The sequence below is a fragment of the Arachnia propionica genome (assembly GCF_900637725.1).
Taxonomy (GTDB): domain Bacteria; phylum Actinomycetota; class Actinomycetes; order Propionibacteriales; family Propionibacteriaceae; genus Arachnia; species Arachnia propionica.
Genome location: NZ_LR134406.1, coordinates 249,127 through 268,056 on the forward strand (window position 1 = coordinate 249,127; position 18,930 = coordinate 268,056).

18 protein-coding genes are annotated in these 18,930 nt (G+C 68.6%); 12 read left to right on the forward strand and 6 right to left on the reverse strand.

Annotation, left to right across the window (positions count from 1 at the left end; translation table 11 throughout):
• Positions 1-198: 198 nt before the first annotated feature.
• The 7 genes from EL272_RS01140 to EL272_RS01170 are packed head-to-tail and all read left to right on the forward strand — an operon-like array spanning position 199 to position 8,599.
• Complete coding sequence (locus EL272_RS01140; RefSeq protein WP_061787330.1) at positions 199-1,755, forward strand: SAVED domain-containing protein; 1,557 nt, start codon at positions 199-201, stop codon at positions 1,753-1,755.
• The gene (locus EL272_RS01145; protein ID WP_061787329.1) at positions 1,748-3,703 is read left to right on the forward strand and encodes a TIGR03986 family type III CRISPR-associated RAMP protein; all 1,956 of its coding nucleotides are present in this window, start codon (positions 1,748-1,750) and stop codon (positions 3,701-3,703) included. The genes EL272_RS01140 and EL272_RS01145 overlap by 8 nt, the downstream gene beginning before the upstream one ends.
• Positions 3,700-5,106, forward strand: a complete 1,407-nt coding sequence (locus EL272_RS01150) for a Cas10/Cmr2 second palm domain-containing protein (RefSeq protein ID WP_061787328.1) — start codon at positions 3,700-3,702, stop codon at positions 5,104-5,106. Before EL272_RS01145 ends, EL272_RS01150 begins: the two co-directional genes overlap by 4 nt.
• A complete protein-coding gene (locus EL272_RS01155; RefSeq protein WP_061787327.1) occupies positions 5,103-5,663 on the forward strand; it encodes an RAMP superfamily CRISPR-associated protein in 561 nt (186 codons plus the stop codon). The genes EL272_RS01150 and EL272_RS01155 overlap by 4 nt, the downstream gene beginning before the upstream one ends.
• Positions 5,660-6,931, forward strand: a complete 1,272-nt coding sequence (locus EL272_RS01160) for a hypothetical protein (RefSeq protein ID WP_061787326.1) — start codon at positions 5,660-5,662, stop codon at positions 6,929-6,931. The genes EL272_RS01155 and EL272_RS01160 overlap by 4 nt, the downstream gene beginning before the upstream one ends.
• On the forward strand, positions 6,931-8,187 hold the full coding sequence (locus tag EL272_RS01165) for an RAMP superfamily CRISPR-associated protein (protein ID WP_061787325.1): 1,257 nt from the start codon (positions 6,931-6,933) through the stop codon (positions 8,185-8,187). The genes EL272_RS01160 and EL272_RS01165 overlap by 1 nt, the downstream gene beginning before the upstream one ends.
• Complete coding sequence (locus EL272_RS01170; RefSeq protein ID WP_061787324.1) at positions 8,180-8,599, forward strand: hypothetical protein; 420 nt, start codon at positions 8,180-8,182, stop codon at positions 8,597-8,599. Before EL272_RS01165 ends, EL272_RS01170 begins: the two co-directional genes overlap by 8 nt.
• A 107-nt stretch (positions 8,600-8,706) precedes the next feature.
• Here EL272_RS01170 and EL272_RS01175 read toward each other — a convergent pair whose 3' ends face one another.
• Positions 8,707-9,054 (reverse strand): hypothetical protein, encoded by a 348-nt coding sequence (locus EL272_RS01175; RefSeq protein ID WP_061787323.1) that lies wholly within the window; start codon positions 9,052-9,054, stop codon positions 8,707-8,709.
• Complete coding sequence (locus EL272_RS01180; protein WP_061787322.1) at positions 9,047-9,880, reverse strand: helix-turn-helix domain-containing protein; 834 nt, start codon at positions 9,878-9,880, stop codon at positions 9,047-9,049. Before EL272_RS01180 ends, EL272_RS01175 begins: the two co-directional genes overlap by 8 nt.
• 158 nt (positions 9,881-10,038) lie before the next feature.
• Between EL272_RS01180 and EL272_RS01185 the strand changes: the two genes are divergently transcribed.
• Entirely contained in the window at positions 10,039-11,226 is a 1,188-nt protein-coding gene (locus EL272_RS01185) for a Gfo/Idh/MocA family protein (RefSeq protein WP_061787321.1), read from the forward strand.
• Positions 11,227-11,533: 307 nt separating this feature from the next.
• The gene (locus EL272_RS01190) at positions 11,534-12,667 is read left to right on the forward strand and encodes a zinc-binding dehydrogenase (RefSeq protein ID WP_014845384.1); all 1,134 of its coding nucleotides are present in this window, start codon (positions 11,534-11,536) and stop codon (positions 12,665-12,667) included.
• A gap of 43 nt (positions 12,668-12,710) precedes the next feature.
• Here the strand turns inward: EL272_RS01190 and EL272_RS01195 are convergent, their stop codons facing one another.
• Positions 12,711-13,445: a sulfite exporter TauE/SafE family protein gene (locus EL272_RS01195; protein ID WP_061787320.1), complete on the reverse strand. Its 735-nt coding sequence runs from the start codon at positions 13,443-13,445 to the stop codon at positions 12,711-12,713.
• A gap of 167 nt (positions 13,446-13,612) precedes the next feature.
• Complete coding sequence (locus tag EL272_RS01200; protein ID WP_061787319.1) at positions 13,613-14,401, reverse strand: DeoR/GlpR family DNA-binding transcription regulator; 789 nt, start codon at positions 14,399-14,401, stop codon at positions 13,613-13,615.
• A 115-nt stretch (positions 14,402-14,516) separates the two neighbouring features.
• Between EL272_RS01200 and EL272_RS01205 the strand changes: the two genes are divergently transcribed.
• Together EL272_RS01205 and EL272_RS01210 are read left to right on the forward strand one after the other, a co-directional pair.
• Positions 14,517-15,545 carry an NAD(P)H-dependent glycerol-3-phosphate dehydrogenase gene (locus EL272_RS01205; RefSeq protein ID WP_061787318.1) on the forward strand — a complete coding sequence of 343 codons (1,029 nt, stop codon included), beginning with the start codon at positions 14,517-14,519 and terminating at the stop codon, positions 15,543-15,545.
• Between the two features lie 43 nt (positions 15,546-15,588).
• Complete coding sequence (locus EL272_RS01210) at positions 15,589-17,112, forward strand: xylulokinase (protein ID WP_014845388.1); 1,524 nt, start codon at positions 15,589-15,591, stop codon at positions 17,110-17,112.
• Positions 17,113-17,204: 92 nt separating this feature from the next.
• Here the strand turns inward: EL272_RS01210 and EL272_RS01215 are convergent, their stop codons facing one another.
• Both EL272_RS01215 and EL272_RS15865 read right to left on the reverse strand, forming a co-directional pair.
• On the reverse strand, positions 17,205-17,447 hold the full coding sequence (locus tag EL272_RS01215) for a type II toxin-antitoxin system VapB family antitoxin (RefSeq protein ID WP_061787317.1): 243 nt from the start codon (positions 17,445-17,447) through the stop codon (positions 17,205-17,207).
• A gap of 53 nt (positions 17,448-17,500) precedes the next feature.
• Positions 17,501-17,626: a hypothetical protein gene (locus tag EL272_RS15865; RefSeq protein ID WP_255265820.1), complete on the reverse strand. Its 126-nt coding sequence runs from the start codon at positions 17,624-17,626 to the stop codon at positions 17,501-17,503.
• Between EL272_RS15865 and serS the strand changes: the two genes are divergently transcribed.
• Complete coding sequence (gene serS / locus EL272_RS01220) at positions 17,625-18,896, forward strand: serine--tRNA ligase (RefSeq protein WP_061787316.1); 1,272 nt, start codon at positions 17,625-17,627, stop codon at positions 18,894-18,896. The genes EL272_RS15865 and serS overlap by 2 nt on opposite strands.
• Positions 18,897-18,930 lie beyond the last annotated feature (34 nt).

An 18,930-nucleotide genomic window follows, 5' to 3' on the forward strand; every position in this document is an offset into this window, starting at 1 on the left:
TTGTGGACAGCAACAAAAACCTGGCATGTGGTTTGGGTTGCCGCATCAGTTGCTTCCAATTCTGATGGAGTTCGTTCGGGGTGCGGTAATCGAGCGTGGGGAGGGGCGCGACCGCGGGAGCGGGACGAGATGGTCGTCGCCTGTCCGTCAGTACTTCACGACGGCCTTTCGGAGTCCTGGGCCGGGTTTGGAGGAATCATGGGAGACAGATGCGGCACCGCCCACGGGAATCGCTACGACCCGACCGGGCCGGTTTTCATCTCGTATCGACAAAGCGACGGTACCGAGCACGCCAAGCGTTTGGACCGGTTCCTGCGCGCCGGCGGTCTCGTGCCCTGGCGTGACCTCGTTGATCTGCCCCCCGGTGAGACCGCCCGCCGCGTTCACGAGGCCTTCGAAGAAGGTATCGCTGCCGCCGTTCTCATCGTCACGCCCGAGATCCAGCAGAGCCAGTTCGTCCCCGCTGAGGAGCTTCCGGAACTGCTCAAACTCGAGCAGGAACCCCACGACTTCAGTCTTCTCGTCCTCAACACCATCCCCAAACAGGACGAGACGGCCTCCGGCGACGGCCGGTCGCAGGGAGACGGCGTGGATGCCGGGCAACCCTCAACCGACGATGCTCCTGCCGATCACCTGCTCGGCGGGTGTGGGCGATCGGATGAGGCCATCGACGTGTCGGCTCCCGACCGGCTGCTGAACACCACCGGCCAGCCGCTGGAGAAGCTGAAGCAGTACGGTCTCGGTGAGTGCCGTCAGCTGTACCGGGACCTCCTCCACTGCAGGCTCGGGCATCTCATGAGACCGGCGGAGCGGTACCTGCCGATCGGCCTGCCCACGGGTGTCGTCGCGGCGATCTCCAGTGCCCTCGGGTGGTTGTTCGGCGACCAGGGGATCGGTGACGGTGAGATCACCATCCAGACACAGACCCGCCCGATCCCCGACGCCTACACGCGCCGTTCCGGCACCACCCGTCTCGGTCGCGAGCACGACCTCGCCATCCGGCTGCGCCAGGACCCGGACACCGGCATCCCCGCCGTTGAGGATTACCGGTACCTGAAGGAGACGCTGCCGATCATGGTCGATGCCCTCTATGCCCACGGCGTGAGTGGTGTGACGCTGACCGGTGGCGGTCACTTCAGCCTCGGCTGGGCACTCGGCACCGCCCTGCCGATCACCCGGCAGGGCGGCCTGCGCGTCATCGACCTGCAGGGCAACGAGTGGACCGACGCCAGCCGCAGCGACGACCAGAAGACGTTCCACGCGGTCGCGGGGTCGTTCGCCGAGCACACACCCCAGGATCCTTCACTCCAGGAAGCCGACCGCTTGCACCGCGTCGCCGTCCTGATCCGCAACCAGAACGGCCAGAACCAACAGCCCTTCGACGAACTCAAGGCCACCTGCGACGAAAGTTTCGAGATCGTCATCGAGGGCAGCGGCGACCACTTCTACCCGTCCAACGAGGGCGCCCGCCTGGCCAAGGAGATCGCGAACGAGCTGCGCAAACGCGGTGCAGGCAGGGAACTGCACATTGCATGGTCGGCAGCGGTGTCGCTGGCGCCGCTGGTCGCGAGGCGAACCAACACCCTCAACTGTGTGCTCTACGAGCTGACCCAGAATCCGCTCGTGGCCAGGCAGCGCTACCAGAAGGTGCTGCGTGTGGCCGCGGGCATGCCGCACGGCCCCATTATCGAGGTCTTCGACAAGGTCGCTCGACCCAGCAAAACAACACGTGTGGAAGGAGAAACGCGTGACTGATTTCGTCAACCCCTACACGTTCGTGCCGTTACCCCGGAAGGTGGTGCGCAGACAGCCACCCGGGCACGACCCCGGCCCCGATGAGGCGCGGGAACGCTACGTCGGCGCGCTGGAGGTCACGTGGCACATCCAATCTCCGATCGCCATCCCGATGGAGGAGTGGGGCAGCATCGGTGGCGACGTCCGCATCCCCGGCAGTTCCATCAAGGGTGCGGTCCGCAGTACCCACGAGATGCTGTTCGGCGGCTGTCTGCGTCAGGTCGACCTGGGCTACCGCCCCACCTACCGGCAGCTGCCCAACATGGACGCTCTCAAAGACTGGCGGATGGCCGTCGTCCTCAGTGAAGACGAGGTCCTGCTGTGCGAGAAGGAGGATCCGAAGCGACGCTCCTCGATCGATTCGAAGGCCCTCTGCGAGCGTGTTGGGGATCGCGCCAGGACCGGCGACGTCATCGCCGTCAACTCCGACGACGATTGGAAGGAGAAACCGGAGCGGCGGGTGGCGGAGCGGTTCCAAGTACTGCAGCGCCCAGCTGAGGTCAGCGGGTACGAGGACCTGGCCGGCTGCTATGTCGTGCTGATCACCAAGGAAGGTGCGCGCCCCAGGGAAGTCAAGGTCAAGGACAAGGTCGCGAACAAGAACAAGACTGCACGCGCCAAGTGGTACTGGTCGCTGGGAAAACTGACCCGGGAGCGCGCGACCATCTCGTCGCAGGCCAAACGCGACTTCAGCTGGGCGATGATGGAGGCCCGCCCCGACGGTGAGCGGTGGATCGACGTGTTCCGCGGGAAGACGAAGCTTGGGCAGGCGCGCGGCAACAAGCACGCGCTCGAGCCCGGCAGCGTCATCTGGGTGAAGGTGCTTAACGGCAAGGTCATCGCCATCAAGCTGAGTCAGTTCTGGCGCGAGCGGTCCAAGGAGTGCCTGGGAGGCCGCATCCCGAAGGAGACCCATCCGTGCGACGACGAGAATCTGCGACTGTGCCCGTCGTGTTCGGTGTTCGGGTCGGCCGACACCCTCAACGACAAGGCCGACACCGATGAGCGCCGCCGCGAGGGCGACCAGCGCTCCTACGCCGCGCACGTCCGTTTCGGGGCGGCGGTCGGCGTCGATCTTCAAGGGCGTGAAGTGACCTTGGCCCCGCTCGGGCAGCCTCACCTGGGTGCAGGCCTGACCTACCTCGAACCCAAGTCGCCGGAGGCCGCCCCGGCCTCGCGCGATGAGCGCTGGAGCCGCTGGGACAGCGACGGCACGCCGAAGCGCCAGCTGCGGGGCCGCAAGTTCTACTGGCACTCCAACCCGGAACGCCAGCTCGATCACCTGCAACACACCCAGGGCGTCGGGGATGTCCCCGGCCGGCACCTGAAGCGCGAGCACCACGGCGCCGAAATGTGCACCAAAGCCCAGCTGGTCACGGGCGGCACGTTCCGGCAGACGATCACATTCGACGGCCTGGATCAGTTCGGCGTCGCATCGCTGCTCGCGGCGCTCCAGCCCGGACGCCTCCTCGGCGACGGCGAGTTCGCCCTGCACCTTGGGCGCGGCAAGCCGCTCGGCCTGGGGTCGGTGACCGCCGAGATCACCGCCGCGAGGATCACGACGGTTGCCGCCCGTTACGGCGACAAAGCAGAGATCCCGCTGGAGAAGTTCGTCATCGATCCCGCGGAGGTGAGGACCCGCTGCGGCGACCTCGACGCCGTACACGAGGGCGCCCGGAAGGTGCTCCGTCTCGACGGGCTGGGCGAGAACTGGTGGAAGGTCACCTACCCGACCACCCAGCCATGGAGGCAGTTCGGTTCCAAGGAGTTCGACGAGTCCTTCAAGTTCTTCAAGGACTTCGGCGGCCCGGCCCAATCCAAGAATCGGAAGGTGAGCTGGAAACCCGGAGCCTGGAAACCGATGCCGGAGATCACCGACCACGACCAGAGCGATTGGAGCGCGAAGTGACAACCTACGTCGTGATCGGGGCGAAACGAATCCAGCAATGGATCGCCCGTACCCCGCGCCTGGCCCTGACCAAGGGCGCTTCCCAGGCCCTCACCACCCGCACCTCCCGAGACCATCTCAGCAGCAGACTCCCCGAGGAACTTCGCCTGAGCGACGAGGTGCCCGACATCGCCGGTGTCGTCGTCCTGGAATCCGACGAACCGGTCACCGATGACGTCGTCGACGCGGCCCTGATGGTGGTCGCCCAGGGCCTTCCCGGGCTGGAGTGGAACGCCTGGGTGTACAAGGCCGACAGCTACGTCGAGGCCTACCAGGCCACGGGTGGTGGGCAGCGCTGTACGCGGGTGCGGCACCGGGTGCCGTCGGCGCGCCGGCTGCCGATGCTCACCGAATGCGAGGGCTGCCACGAGGAATCCGCCGAGGTCTTGGTGGCCGTCCCCGAAGGCAAGGACAGCTACGGCGCCGACTGCGTCGTGCGGCGGGAGGCCTTCAAGCAGTGGAAGGACACGCTGAAACCTCGCGAAGACGGCGTTGCGGAGCCTGAGATGTTCGAACACCTAACGAAGATCGAAGAGCCGGGAGAAGACGCCCACCCCGTCCGCGCGATGGGTCGCCGCGACGCCGACAACCACCTGGCGTTGATCCTCGCCGACGGCAACCGCATGGGCGACTTCTTCAAGAAGGTCGCCCAGCTGAAAAATCCGCAGGCACACAGGGCCTTGTCAAAAGCCCTCGACGACGCCACCCAGGAGGCCGCCCGGCAGGCCCGCGAGGCCGTCATCACCGCGATGGCGAACCCCAAATTCTGTCCCGATGTCCTGCACTACATCGGAGGCGACGACGTCATGGCCAGCGTCGCCGGCCGGTTCGCCTGGCTGTGGGCGGTAACCCTCGCCGAGGCATTCGAGTCCGAGTTCCGAAGTCGCGTCGACGACGTGTGTGGCACCAACCCGCAGTTCGAGGAAGTCAGGGAGGCTGCGAAGCAGGCCAGCCTCGGAGTCGGCATGGTCTTCACCCACTACAAGGCGCCGTTCGCGGGGGCCCGGGAACTGGCCGAGAAGATGGAGAGGATCGCCAAGAAGACGGGCAAGGGCGAGAAGTCGTACATCGCCTGGGCCGACACCACCGCCGACCACAAGGCGCTGGAACGCAACGTCATCGACACCGAGCGGGCCTCCCGAGAACTGCGCGAGGGCCACGTCCTGCGAGGCCTCGGCCCCAGCGCCCGCAGTGCCCTGAAGCAGGAACTCGATGCGGGACGGGACACCGTCGCCTGGGCCACGCGCACCAAGCGGGGCATCGTCGAATACCTGGAGCAGAGCTCCGAGGACCAGATCCGCGCCGACCTGGACCGCGCCCGCTGGTGGCCGGTCGTCGAGGAAACCAAGGAGGGTCAGGAATGAGCCTGAAATTCGAAGTGGAGTTCCTAACACCGTTCGTGATCAGCTCCGGCAAGGCCCTCGACGGCCTGGACCACACGATCGACGAGGAAACCCCGTTCCCCAGCTCCGCGGTCAAGGGGCTGCTGCGCGCCCACGCGCTGCACTGGCTCGGCCTGCCGAAAACCCTCGTGGGCGAAGTGTTCGGGACGGCCCGCAAAGGCAGTGACTGGATCTTCTCCGACGTCGCCGTGGAACGCGTCGGCACCGGGTCGCTGAAGCACGGCGTCGAGCCGTCGCTGTGGAACCGGGTGCGCGTCGACGAGAACGGCCGCGCCGAGGAACGTGCCCTCGTTGCGGGCCAACAGTGCTGGGCCGCCAGGGGCGAGTTCACCGTCGCCTGGGACGGCCGGGGCGATTCCCCGAAGCTGCACGTCCTGGTGTTGCGGGCCGCGGCCCGCGACATCGTGAGCATCGGGCTGAACCGGCGGCGCGGTTTCGGCTGGGTCACGATCCGCGATGCGGAGCCCTGGACCGACGACGACAGTCGCACTCTGCTGGCCGTGAAGGAGGAGTCGTGAGATACCAGCTGACACTGCGTTTCGAAACGCCGTTCAGCGTCGGGATCGGCAACGAGGCGTTGTTCCACACCACCACCCAGCGGGTGATTCCCGGAGCCACGCTGCGGGGCGCCCTGGCAGCGCTGTGGTGGCGCGGGTGCGATTCCGCCGCCGACTTCGCCGCTCTGTTCGACGACGACCTCCTCGTCACCCAGGCCGTCCCCGAAGGAGCGGGACTGCGGACCACCTCCGAGGTCACCTGCAAGTACCGCGCCACGACCGAATGCGGGGAGGTCGTCTACGACCGTGCGCTGTCCGTCGCCTCAGGTGATGCCCCGGACGTCGGGGTGTGCCCGCGCTGCGGGGGCCCGCTGACGGCCAAGCCCGGCTGGACGGACCTGCCCGACCCAGTGCGGCGCGGCCGCGTCGAGCTGGAGGCAAACGAGACCGCCAAAGAAGGGCGGCTGTACTCCCGCGACTACATCGGAAAGGGCACGCGCTGCATCGCCGAGATCGAGACCAGTGCTGACCTCTCCTGGCTCCACGACGCCACCGTCCGGATCGGTCAGGGCCGGTCTCAGGACCGGGGTCGTGCTCGCGCCGCCGTCGCGCCGCTGGAGGAGAAGCCGTTGACGTGGCACGACCGCCCCGTTGCCATCCACCTGACCAGCCCCGCGATCATCACCAACGAGTGGGGTGCGCCGAGCCTGGACCTCGAAGACGTCGAGCGTGAGCTGCAGCGGGTCAGCGGCGACAACCTGACGCTGTGCCCCCACCCCGAGTGGGTGCGCAGCGAACTGGTGACCGGCTGGCACGGGCGCAGCAACCTGCCGAAGGTGCCGGACTGGGCATTCGCGCCAGGGGTCAGTTTCGTCGTCGACGGCCTCACCGCCGACGGCTGGCGGCAGCTGCGTCGATGCGGGATCGGCTGGCGCCGCATCGACGGCTACGGCCAGCTTGCGCTCACCGGCTGGGAGCCGACCAACCGGCCTCCTTTTGAGGTCACCGAACAGTGGTGGGACCAGGAGAGCGCCGAGCTGCGGAAACACAAGAGTTGGGGCGAGTACAAGTCGTTGCTGCGGATGGCCTGTATCAACCTCTCGGACACCAGCGAGGTGTCTGAGGAAAAAACCCAGCGCAACCTCGACCTGGTGCTCGCCAAAGCCCCGCCCCAGTTCCACGACAAGCTCCGGGAGATCCTGGCCCTGGAGCCACGGCAGCTGAGGCAACTGGCCGGGTTGTTGCGGTCGGGCAGCAAAAAGAAGAGCAGGAACAAGAGGAGGAAGTGATGCCCCGCTACGCGACCTTGATGCGGTTCGACCTCACCATCGACACCCCCTGGGCGATCGGCGCGTTCACGCGCTCCGGGACCACAGGCGAGGATGCGGTCCAGGCGCCCATCCAGCGCCGACCCGACGGGTCGGTGTACCTGCCGGCGACCTCCCTCGTCGGCGGGCTGCGCGACCACCTCGGCGAGGCGGCCTCCCGTTATCTGGGGGCCGAGAAGAGCGGGGAGACGTCGCCGTCGCAGCTTCGGGTCCTGGGCGCGAACGTCGTCGAGGCGAAAGCGCCCGAAGAGGTCACGGGAGTCGCCATCGACGGCCACCGGCGCGCCGCCAAAGGGGGCCACCTGTTCACCCGCGAGGTGATTCCCGGCGGCACGCGGGTGCAGTGGTGGCTGCTGTGGGACCGCGACGACGCCGAGACCGCCACACTGGGCGCCTTCCTGGACCTGGCGGCCACGTGGCGGCCGGTCGTTGGTCGGCGACGGACATCGAACCAGGGCTGGGGCACCCTCCACGCCATCCATCACCGCACCATCGACCGCCGCGATCCCGCCGGCCTGACCTGGTGGCTCCAGGAACGACGCGCCTGCCTCGCACCCGATGCCGAACTGACCGGCTGGGAGACGCGGCAGGGCGAATCCCCGTCGCCGAAGCCCTCGATCGAGTACCGCTTCGAGGCGGTCGACCCGCTGCACATCGGCGACGGCAAACCCCCGCAGGATGCGGACCCGGACAAGAACAACGTGCTGCGCACCAGGACCGAGATGCCCGCCGACTCGTGGCGCGGCATTTTCCGGCACCGCATCGCACACATCCTGAAGGTCACCGGCCGGGAGGTGAAAGGGATCGACGAGCGGCTGTTCGGGTCGGCGCGGACGGAGGGGGAATCCCTCGACGGCGGGACGCGCGGGATCCTGCGGTTCGAGTCGTCGCCGGTGCAGCTGCCCGACGGCACCACCCCCGAACCGGAGGGGCTGCCGTGCCTGACGCAGGTCGCGATCGACCGCATCTCCGGCGGCAGCCTGATGAACTCGCAGATGACGGCGGAGGCATCGCACGGGTCGCTGTACTCGGTGCAGTACCTGCCGCCCGGCTCCACCCTGAGCCTGCGCATCCACGAGCTGCAGCCGCTCACCGACGAGGAACGCGACCTCCTCAGGGCCGTCGCCCGTGACCTCGACGAGCAGATCATCGGAATCGGCGGCGGCACGACCCGCGGTTTCGGCTCCCTCAAGCGGAAGGACACCGACAATGGCTGACTGGTTCGCGCGCCCCCTCACGGCACGCCCGGAAGGGGAGTTCACCGCCTACGCCTGGGCCGATCACACCGGCTGGCATTTCGCGCCCGAACCGCCCGAACACGTCATCCCGACCGGCCACGTCTGGGCCTGGGGCGGGAACGACTGGGCGGCGTGGCGGGAGGAGACCGACCGGTGCGCCGGCCTGTGGCTGCGCCGCGCCGACGTCACGCCCGGCGACGACTGGAAACCGGCCACCGTCGATGTGCTCGACTCACCCGGGGAGGGAACCCTGCCGTCGCTGCACCGCGACAAGCGGTTCTTCCGCAGCGACGACGGCAACGCGAACTGGCACGGCCTGCCGGCGCACATCCTGCGGGTGACGGCCCCGGCGCGCGTGGACCTGTTCGACTGCCCTGCGGCGATGAGGTGACGTCATGGCCTGCCCCTCCTGCACCGCCGAGCGGTTGACCGCCGCCCGGCAGGAGGGGCCGGTCGACGACCTCGACGACGGCACCCCGTCCGCCGGGTTGGCGCGGATCAGATGTTCCTCGCCATGTAGCGCTGCATCTGCCTCACGGCCTTGCCCAGGTTCGAGTGCCGGGCGGCAAACTCTCCGAAGGCCGGTTCGAGCTGGGAGGACAGGCGCTGGTTGACATCGCTGACGATGTTCACCACGTGGTCCGGCTCCAGGTCGCAGTCGACGGCCAGAGCGTTCCAGTCCTTCAAGGTGATGTTGCCGGTGTGTCGCCGCGACCCGATCGGCAATGACAGCGAGACGACCCGGGTGGCGTCGGCGTCGTAGACCAACCGGGCAGCGCGACCGGTCTGCCTTTCGAAGCGTCCGACGTGATCGCCGTGCAGCCAACATTCCAGGACCTCAAGCATCCCCACTACCTTGCACCCGGCCCACGTCCATGTGCGCGGCCCTGAGAATGAAGGCCAGCTGTCCCGGCCGCAGGGGAGCCGCGCCCTCCAGTACCCGGTTCACACTGGCGGGTGTGATCCGGTCGCGTGTATCCGGCTGGTCGAACAGGTCGTCATGATCCGCCACGCGCAGTCGTTCTGCCTCCTCGGCCAGGGCCGCCGCATCCAGGCCGAGGACCTCCATCATGTCGCGAAGCCGGCGGGCGACCTGAGTGCGCGTCAGGCTGGTGGCGGATCCCAGGTGGCGCAGGCGGTCGCGAGCGTGTTCGTCGGCCACCCGGCCCCCGCGGGCGAAGGCACGCAGCAGGGTCGGCTTGTGGTCCCAGTGCTGTCCGAACCGTTCGGGGCGGCTGCCGCGGGTGAGGTGCTGGGCCACCACGCCCGGCCGGTCGCTGTTCAGCATCCGACGCAGCGCCGCGGCCACGGCCGGCCGGTGTTCGGCCGCCACCCGCTCCAATCCGTGGTCGAGCAGGCTGGTGAGCAGCGCGTCGACCTCGGCCTCGTCCAGAGACCGGGTTCGCGGTGTGATGACCTGGGTGCTCAGCCCCAGCGCGCCCAGCAGGGTGAGCACCTTGCCGATCTCCGCCCTGGGGTGACCCTTTTCGATCTCGATGACGAACAACCTGCTCACCCCGGCCGCCTCGGCGAGCTGGGCCTGGGTGAGTTGGCGCCGTGTGCGGGTGGCACGCACGATGCGGGCCAGGGCGTCGGCGTCGTCGATGGTGGAGGTCACGCCACCCACCCTACCGGCGATGTCGGCGTACGCATACATCAACGTGGCGGTCATCCGTCCTCGCCCGGTCGGCGCGGGAACCAGCGGGGGCGGTTGGCTTCCTGCCGTGGCCGGGGTTTGGGTTTGGCAAAGGATCCGCAACAGGAGGCCCTTGGTATGTTCGGACATGTGGGTCGCCGTAGGGGCCGGCCCCCGGATGTCGGGAGAACAACATGAGCAAGCGGATCGGTGTGGGGGTCATCAGCCTCGGGTGGATGGGCAGGCTGCACGCACGCAGCTACCGCGCCCTGGCGGAGCGCTATCAGGGGCTGGGGGCCGAGGTGCGTCTCGTCGCCGCCTGCGACCCCGTGGCGGCGGCCCGCGACGAGGCCGTCGCGGCCCTCGGGTTCGAGCGGGCCCACGCCGACTACCGCGAGCTGCTGGCCGATCCCGAGGTCGACGTGGTGAGCATCTGCTCCCCGAACTTCCTGCACCACGAGATCGCCCTGGCCGCCGTCGCCGCCGGGAAACCGTTCTGGATCGAGAAACCCATGGGGGTCTCGGCGGCGCAGTCGCGCCAGATCGCCGAGGCGGCAGAGGCGGCTGGGCTGATCACCGCCGTCGGTTTCAACTACCGCCACACGCCCGCCATCGAACGCGCCCGGCAGCTCATCCGCGACGGCCGGATCGGGCGCGTCACCAACGTGCGATGCTGGCTGATCGCCGACTACGGCAGCTCACCCGAGGGGCCGCTGACCTGGCGTCACAGCCGCGACAAGGGCGGCTCCGGAGTGATCGGCGACCTCCTCAGCCACGGCGCCGACCTGGTGCAGTACCTCGCCGGGCGCATCGAGTCCGTGACCGCGACGTCGGCGCAGTTCATCCCCGAACGTCCCATCCCCACCAAGGCCGGTATCGGGCACTCCGGCTGGGAGGTCTCCGACGAGCTCGGCCCCGTCGAGAACGAGGACTGGGTCGCGGTGCTGGCGCGCCTCGAAGGCGGGGCCGTCGCGACCATGGAGGCCAGCCGGGTGGCGGTGGGGCCGCGAGCCGAGTACGTCGTCGAGGTCTACGGGACCGATGGGTCGCTTCGGTGGAACTTCGAGCACCTCAACGACCTGTTCGTCTGCGCGGGCCGCGACCAGGAGTTCCAGGGCTACACGCGCGTGATGGCCGGCCCCGACTTCCCGGCGTTCAGCATCTTCCAGCCCGGTGCGGGCACCTCCATGGGCTTCGACGACATGAAGACCGTCGAGGCGGCGCAGTTCATCGAGTCGGTGCTGACCGGCGAGCAGCTCGCCCCGTCCGTGGCCGACGGCTGGGCGGCCGCCGAGATCGACGAGGCCGCCGTCGCATCGGCCGCCGACGGCCGCTGGCACGACGTCCCGGAGGTGACGGGCCGCACCACCTGGGGGTCGTGAGGGCCGGCGCGTCCGTGCGGCGGCCAGCCGTCCCGTGAGTCGCTGGTCTTGTCACCGAGTGCCAGCCTTCCCTCCGGGAACGCCAGCCTTGTCGTCGTCCGCCAGCGCTACAGCGCAGGCGTTCGCCCACAAGGCTGGCGTTTCGGTTTGGGTGGAGTGGGCGGGACTCTTGGCGCGGTTGGGTGGGCAGGTGTGCATCTCATGCGTTCAGAGCGAACAAATCCCCAATTTGTCTAGACGTTTTTTGTTGACGGGCGTAGCATCTTTCGAACCCCAGTCGGGAAGTAGCGAAGGAGCTGTGATCCCAATGACCCCAACCATCCCCGAGACGATGAGAGCTGCCGTCCTGCGAGACGTCGCCGACGGCATGAAGGTGGAAACCATCCGCACCCCGCGGCCCAGGACCGGCGAGGTGCTGGTCAAGGTCTCCGCCTGCGGAATGTGCCATTCCGACCTGCACGTCATCAGCGGGGCAATCGCCTTCCCCACCCCCTGCGTCCTGGGCCACGAGGTGGCGGGCGAGGTGGTGGAGATCGGGTCCCACAACGAACACTCCGGGCTGGCCGTCGGCGACCGGGTGGCCGGGGGCTTCCTGATGCCCTGCGGGCAGTGCGAGTCCTGCGCCGCCGGTCGCGACGACCTGTGCGAGCCGTTCTTCTCCCTCAACCGGCTCAAGGGCCGCCTCTACGACGACACCACCCGCCTGTTCGACCTCGACGGCAACCCCATCTGGATGTACTCGATGGGAGGGCTGGCCGAGTACTGCGTCATCCCCTCGACCTCCGTCGCGAAGCTACCCGGCGGCGTCGACCCGGTCGCGGGGGCGATCCTGGGTTGCGCGGCCATGACCGCCTACGGCGCGGTGCGGCGCGGCGCCGACCTGCGCTACGGCGAAACCGTGGCCGTGGTCGCCACCGGCGGTGTCGGGTCGAACGTGATCCAGATCGCCAAGGCGTTCGGGGCCCGCCGGATCGTTGCGATCGACGTCGCCGACGACAAACTGGCGGCCGCCGTCGAACTGGGCGCCACCGACACGGTGAACTCGGCGAAGGTGAACGCCCGCGAGGCCGTGATGGAGTTGACGGGCGGCCGGGGCGTCGACGTGGCCTTCGAGGTGCTGGGGCGGCCGCAGACGTGGCTCACCGCCCTCGACGTGCTGCGCGACGGCGGCCGGATGGTGCCGATCGGACTGGGCGCCGGGGTGCAGAAGGCGGAGGTGGAGATCAACCGCACGGTGCGCAGGTCGCAGTCGATCATCGGTTCCTACGGGGCCAGGACCCGCCGCGACCTGCCGGAGGTGGTGCGGATGGCCGCCGCCGGCGTCATCGACTACCGGCACATCGTGAGCCGCCGCTACGGGCTCGACGAGGTCGCCGCCGGCTACCAGCAGCTCCACGACGGCCAGATCACCGGCAGGGCGGTGGTCGACATGTCGCTGTGACGAGTGGTCGTGCGGGTTACGGGTGATCCGCGGCTCGGTGCAGTCAGTGCAGCAGGTACAGCGATGAGACGATGGTCAGCGCGATGATGGCGCGAGTGAACCACGTCTCGTCGATGCGGCGGATCACCACGCGACCCAGCCAGGTGCCCAGCAGCACGACGGGCGCCAGGACCAGCAGCGGCACCAGCATCTCGCCGCCCAGCAGCCCGAGACCGAGCGAGAACGGCAACTTCGCCACGTTGATGAGGAAGAAGAACCACGCCTGGGTGCCGAGGAAACGGATCATGTCGAAACGGGCCGCCAGGAAGTACAGCGTCATGACGGGGCCGCCGGCGTTCGCGGCCATCGTCGTGAAACCCCCGAGGGCGCCGTAACCGATCCGCGCCGGCACACCCTGCGCGGCGTCGTCGAGGCCGCGCCGCATGCTCCACAGGGTCAGGGCCGTCAACGCCAGCAGGATGACGCCGATGGTGCGTCGCATGGTGGTGTTGTCGGCCCAGGCCAGGAACGTCGCCCCCAGTACCAGGCCGGCGATCACCGGGGGTGCCAGGCGCAGCAGGGTCCTGAAATCGGCGTCCCGGCGGTAGACCCAGATCGCGACGAGGTCGCCGGTCATCAACAGCACCAGCAGCACCGCCGTCGACTCGCGGGCTGGCAGCACGGCGGCGAACATCGCGGCGACGAAGGTCGCGAGCCCGGGAAGCGCGGTCTTCGCGATCCCGACGAGCAACGCCCCGGTGATCAATACGCCCCAGGTCAGTGCCGTCAACTCGATCACCGAGCCAGCTTAGGGCACCTCCGCGCGGTGGTGGTCGGCGGCTGAACCCGGTTTTGCAGCACTCAAGCCGGTTAGGACCGCTTCAGGTGTGATTTGGGGAGTTGAGTGCTGCAAAACCGGGTGTTTCAGGGGATGACCCGGTCCCTAGCCGCCGGGTTTGGAGCGAATCAGACCCGGACCACCCTGATCCCGTCGGGTAGGGCGGCCAGACGGTCCTCCGGGGTGTCCCGGTCCAGGATGAGCACGTCGTAGTCGGTCAGCGGGGCCACCCGGTGGAGGGCCCGGCGATCGAACTTGCTGTGGTCGACGTAGAGCACCCGCAGTGACGACGAGGCCAGCATGGCGCGTTTCACCTCGGCGGCTTCCTCCGTGGGGTGGTAGGCGGCGCCGTCGGTGATGGCCGAGGCCGACATGAACACCGCGTCGGCCCGCATCCGCCGGATGGCGCGCACGGCCATGGGACCGAACAGGGCATCCGCCCAGGCCAGGTACTCGCCGCCGGTCATCAACAACCGGATGCCGGGGTTTTCCTCCAGTTCGCGGGCGACGGGCTGATAGTTGGTGATCACCGTCAGCGGCGTGCGGCGCGACAGCAGCCGGGCCAGAGGCAGGCCCGTCGACGAGTCGTCGAGCATGATCGCCGACCCCGTCTCGACGAACTCCAGGGCCGCTTCGCCGAGCCGCTGCTTGACGTCGACGTCCTGGCCCACCCGGTGGCGCGACGAGGCCTCCTGCAGGTTCGAGGCGGCGGCCGTTACCACCCCCTTGACCCGTCGCAGCAATCCCAGGCGCTCCAGCTCCCCGAGGTCGCGGTAGACGGTCATGGCCGACACCGACGCGAAGCGGGCGATCTCCTCGACGGTGCGGCTCCCGGCCTCGCTGACGAACTCCTGGATGGCGCGCTGCCGCTGCCGCTGGCCGGCGGCGCTGCCGCGTCCTCGGCGCGTGGTTGCCATGGCTGCCTCCCTCGCCTCACGGTACCGCAGGAGTCGTGGGAAACCATGGTCCAGGCCACGTAGTTTGTGATAGCATCCACACATCTGTGGTTGTGAATCACACAAAGGGGTTTTGATGAGCACCATCACGATTCTCGGCGCAGGGGCCATGGGATCGGCCATCGCCACTCCACTGATCGATGCCGGACACCGGGTCAGGCTGTGGGGCACCCACCTGGACGACCACCTCGTCGCCGCCGTCCGGGCCGGGGATCCGCACCCCCGCACCGGGGTGGTGGTGCCCCCCGAGGTCACCTCCTACCTCTCCTCCGACATCGACGTCGCCATGGCCGGCGCCGACGTCGTCGTGCTGGCCGTCTCCTCGCCCGGCGTGGTGGACATCACCCGCCTGGCGGCGCCCTTCCTCACGGACGTGCGTGCCGTCTGGCTCACGTCCAAGGGATTCGCCCCCGACGGGTCGGGACGCGTCCAGCTGCTGCCGCAGGTGATGGAGGAGGTGCTCGCGCAGGAAACGACCCGCGTCCCGCCGATCGTCGCGATAGGCGGACCCTGCAAGGCCAACGAGGTGGCCTCCCGCCACCCCACCGCCCCGATCTTCGCCGCCGCCGAGGCCCCCGAGCGCTGGGCCCGGATGGCCACCACCCGCCAGTACCGCGTCGCCCACACCACCGACCGCGACGGCGTCGAGCTGTGCGCGGCCCTCAAGAACGTCTACGCCATCGCCCTCGGAATCGCGGACGGGATGAGCGAGCTGGGCGACCAGCCCTTCCACGACCTCAAGGCCGCCGCCTTCGCGCGGGCCTTGGCGGAGCTGCGGCTGCTCCTCGACGCCGAGGGGGCCGACCCGTGGACCGCCCTCGGGCTGGCGGGTGCGGGTGACCTGGAGGTCACCGGCCTGTCCGGGCGCAACAAGGTGTACGGGATGCGGATCGGCGGCGGCGAGCGTGCCGACGAGGCCCTCGCCGAGATGACCGCCGCCGAACAGACCGTGGAGGGCGTGCCCGCCGTCGAGTTCGCCCTGCGATTCGTCCAGCAGCGCCACCCGCGGCTGATCGACGACCTTCCGCTGCTGGTTGCCGTCCACGCCGTCGTGCACCAGGGGCGGACCGCCGACGACATCAAGGAAGCCGCGCTTTCCCTCTGAGACCTCGACTTCCCCTCGAGACCCCGACCCAGGCAGGTGCCACATGTCCGATTCCCCCGTCATACTCGCCCTCGACTCCTCCACCACCGCAACCAAGGCCATCGCCTTCGACCTGGACGGGCACGCCGTCGCCGAGGCCCGTCGCGACTACCCCCGCAACACCCCCAGGCCCGGCTGGCAGGAACAGGACGCCACCGACTGGTGGCGGGCCGCGGCCGAGGCCATCCGGGAGGTCACCGGGAAACTGGAGGGCAGCGGGCGGGAGATCCTGTCGCTGTGCATGACCCACCAGCGGGAGTCCTTCGTGCTGCTCGACGAGCACGACGCCCCGATCCGGCCCGCCGTGCTGTGGCTGGACACCCGCGCCGCCGACCAGATCGCCCGGTTCGGCAGCGACCAGGTGCACGCGCTGTCCGGGAAACCCCCGTCCACGACCCCCAGCCTCTACAAGCTGATCTGGCTGGCCGAACACGAACCACAGGCGATGCGCGCGGCCCGGCGGGTGGTGGAGGTGCACGCCTACCTCACCCACGAACTGACCGGGCAGTGGGTGACCAGCTGGGCCACCGCCGACCCGATGGCGGTGCTCGGCATGAGCTCCTTCGAGTACTCCGAGGAGCTGCTGGCCCTGGCCGGCCTCGGCCTCGACCAGATGGCCGAGCTGCGGCCACCCGGCAGCGTCATGGCCACCGTCACCGACGACGTGGCCGACTCGCTGGGCCTGCCGCGCGACCTGCCCGTCGTCGCGGGAGCGGGAGACGGCCAGTCCGCCGGGCTGGGCGCCAACGTCACCACGGCGTCGCGGGCCTATCTGAGCCTCGGCACCTCCATGACCATGGGAATCCACTCGGAGCAGTACCTGTACTCGCGGGCCTTCCGCACCCTGTCGAGTCCCATCGCGGGCAGCTACACCCTGGAGGCGCTGCTCAGTTCCGGTGGGCTGTGCATCGCGTGGTTCCGGGACCGGCTCTCGGGGATGGATCCCGCCGACGGGCCGATCGAGCCGCGCCTGGAGGAACTCGCCGCCGGGGTTCCCGCCGGTGCGCGCGGGGTGCAGTTCCTGCCCTACCTGACCAGCGCGGAAACCCCCTACTGGGACGCGAACGCGCGCGGGTCCTTCGTCGGTTTCTCCGACACCCACGGCGTCCCGGAGCTGTACCGGGCGTTGCTGGAGGGCCTGGCCCTGGAGGAACGGGTGTCGCTGAAGCGGGTGGAGAAGGCGACGGGAACGCCGGTGGAGCGTCTCGTGGTGATGGGTGGCGGGACGAAATCGCCGCTGTTCAACCAGATCCTCGCCGACGCGCTGCAACGCCCCATAGACGTGTGCGCCGAGACGGAGACCACCTGCCTCGGGGCCGCGATCCTGGGGGCGGCCGCCGTCGGGGCGGGCGGGGTCACGGACGTGAAGGAAACGGCGGCGAGGATGAGCCGGGTATCGCACACCGTCGCCCCGCAACCCCACCTGAAGAAGCTCTACAAGAAGGCCGCGAAGGCCCACGCGGCCCTGTACCCGGCGCTGCGCAAGGTGTTCCCCGTCATCGCGGAACTGCGCGAAAAAGCGAGCTGAACCCCGGTCGCTCAAGAAACGCCACTCGGGATGTCGGCCGGGGCTTTCCGGTTCCCGCCGGAGGGCGGAGCTGGCCGCTGACGTGTCGACCGTTACTTCGGTAGTCCGTTCTCGTTGTAGATGTCGTCGTCTGCCAGGAAAAGATGCCGGTACGGTGCGGCTTCGGCCTGGAGTTCCTCGATGGCGGCCAGCCGGTCGAGTCGTCGTTGTTCATCCTTGGTGAGCTGCTGCTCGACCGCGTCCCGGACCACCTCCGTGGCCGTGACGCCGCGTTGTTTCGCTAGATGATCGACCATGGCCCGCACGCGGGGATCGTCGATGATGAGTGGCGTCATGAAACAAGTTTAAAAGGTCGCCAACGTGTGGGGGTTGGTGAACAGCTGGTGGGTCAGGTCGGGTTGAAGGTGGCGACCGGCTGGTTCGTGAATCGGGAGTAGTGGCCCTGGAAGAGGGCATCGATCTTGTCGAGCTGTGAGTCTCGTCGCGAACCGGCGCGTGCAAAAATAGAGGGCATGATTGACCCCGATCTCCTTCTCAACCGCACCGACGCTGTCGCGTCCGCCCTCGAAACGAAGGGCACCGCGCGCGAGTCCGTGATCGCGGCCCGTGATGCGCTCCTCGAACGGCGATCGGTACGGCAGAAGCTCGACGAATTGCGTGCGGAATTGAATCGGCACAGCAAAGTGGTGGGCGAAGCCATGAAGGCCCGCGATTCGCAGGCGGAGACGCTTCGGGGACAATTGTCAGAACTGAAATCCTCGATCCGCGACGCCGAACAGCGGGCACGAGACGCGGATGACGCCTACGCCCGGCTCGCGCTCGTGCTGCCGAACCTGCCTGATCCTGCAGCGCCCGTGGGACTCGATGAGAGCGACAACGTCATCCTGCGGCACGAGGGAACCCCGCGTGCGGATGAGGTTCCGCCGCACTGGGAGATCGCGGAGGCCCAGGGATGGTGGGAACCCGAGAGGGCCGCGCGGATGAGCGGGTCCGGGTTCGCCATTCTTCGCGGTGACGGTGCGCGCCTGCTGCGGGCTCTTCCGCAGTACGCGCTCAACCTCCATCGGGACAAGTACACCGAGTTCGTCGTGCCGCACATGATGCTTCGCGACACGATGGTGGGCACCGGACACCTTCCCAAGTTCGCGGACGACGCCTACGCCACGACAGACGACCGCTGGCTGATCCCCACGGGCGAGGTGCCGCTGACGGCGATGCACCGCGGTGAAATCCTCGACGCCGACTCCTTGCCGTTCCACTACACGACCTACACGGTCTGTTTCCGCCGGGAGGCCGGTGCCGCCGGAAAGGACACCCGGGGGATGCAACGGCTGCACGAGTTCCACAAGGTCGAATTCATGATCTACTGCCGGGCCGATCAGGTGGCGGCTGAGTTCGCAGGCTTGTTGCACGACGCAGAAACGAGCCTGCGAGGCCTCGGGTTGCCCTATCGCGTCGTCGACCTCGCCACGGGCGACCTGACCTTCTCCTCGGCGCGCATCCACGACCTCGAGGTTCACAGCCCCGGGGTCGGGCGGTGGCTCGAGGCCTCCTCGGTCGGCAATTTCTCCGATTTCCAGGCGCGGCGCAGCAATATCCGGGTGAGGGATGCGACCAGGAAAACGGTGCCGGTGCACACGCTCAACGGGTCCGCGTTGGCGACGCCGCGGGTGTGGGCTGCGCTTCTCGAGAATGGTTACCAGGCGGACGGTACCGTCCGGGTACCCGAGGCGCTGGTCCAGTACCTCGGAACCGACACGCTGGGTGTGCCGCGGGCGCACTGACGGTTGAATGTGCCGACCGGGTTCCTCGTCGGTG

What these genes read in the sequence shown, in the direction of transcription:
- serS (WP_061787316.1), top strand. Translation starts at nt 17,625, where the DNA reads ATGATTGACCCCGATCTCCTTCTCAACCGCACCGACGCTGTCGCGTCC.
- EL272_RS01200 (WP_061787319.1), bottom strand. Translation starts at nt 14,401, where the DNA reads ATGGCAACCACGCGCCGAGGACGCGGCAGCGCCGCCGGCCAGCGGCAG.
- EL272_RS01180 (WP_061787322.1), bottom strand. Translation starts at nt 9,880, where the DNA reads ATGACCGCCACGTTGATGTATGCGTACGCCGACATCGCCGGTAGGGTG.
- EL272_RS01210 (WP_014845388.1), top strand. Translation starts at nt 15,589, where the DNA reads ATGTCCGATTCCCCCGTCATACTCGCCCTCGACTCCTCCACCACCGCA.
- EL272_RS01155 (WP_061787327.1), top strand. Translation starts at nt 5,103, where the DNA reads ATGAGCCTGAAATTCGAAGTGGAGTTCCTAACACCGTTCGTGATCAGC.
- EL272_RS01190 (WP_014845384.1), top strand. Translation starts at nt 11,534, where the DNA reads ATGACCCCAACCATCCCCGAGACGATGAGAGCTGCCGTCCTGCGAGAC.
- EL272_RS01140 (WP_061787330.1), top strand. Translation starts at nt 199, where the DNA reads ATGGGAGACAGATGCGGCACCGCCCACGGGAATCGCTACGACCCGACC.
- EL272_RS01165 (WP_061787325.1), top strand. Translation starts at nt 6,931, where the DNA reads ATGCCCCGCTACGCGACCTTGATGCGGTTCGACCTCACCATCGACACC.
- EL272_RS01170 (WP_061787324.1), top strand. Translation starts at nt 8,180, where the DNA reads ATGGCTGACTGGTTCGCGCGCCCCCTCACGGCACGCCCGGAAGGGGAG.
- EL272_RS15865 (WP_255265820.1), bottom strand. Translation starts at nt 17,626, where the DNA reads ATGCCCTCTATTTTTGCACGCGCCGGTTCGCGACGAGACTCACAGCTC.
- EL272_RS01185 (WP_061787321.1), top strand. Translation starts at nt 10,039, where the DNA reads ATGAGCAAGCGGATCGGTGTGGGGGTCATCAGCCTCGGGTGGATGGGC.
- EL272_RS01215 (WP_061787317.1), bottom strand. Translation starts at nt 17,447, where the DNA reads ATGACGCCACTCATCATCGACGATCCCCGCGTGCGGGCCATGGTCGAT.
- EL272_RS01175 (WP_061787323.1), bottom strand. Translation starts at nt 9,054, where the DNA reads ATGCTTGAGGTCCTGGAATGTTGGCTGCACGGCGATCACGTCGGACGC.
- EL272_RS01205 (WP_061787318.1), top strand. Translation starts at nt 14,517, where the DNA reads ATGAGCACCATCACGATTCTCGGCGCAGGGGCCATGGGATCGGCCATC.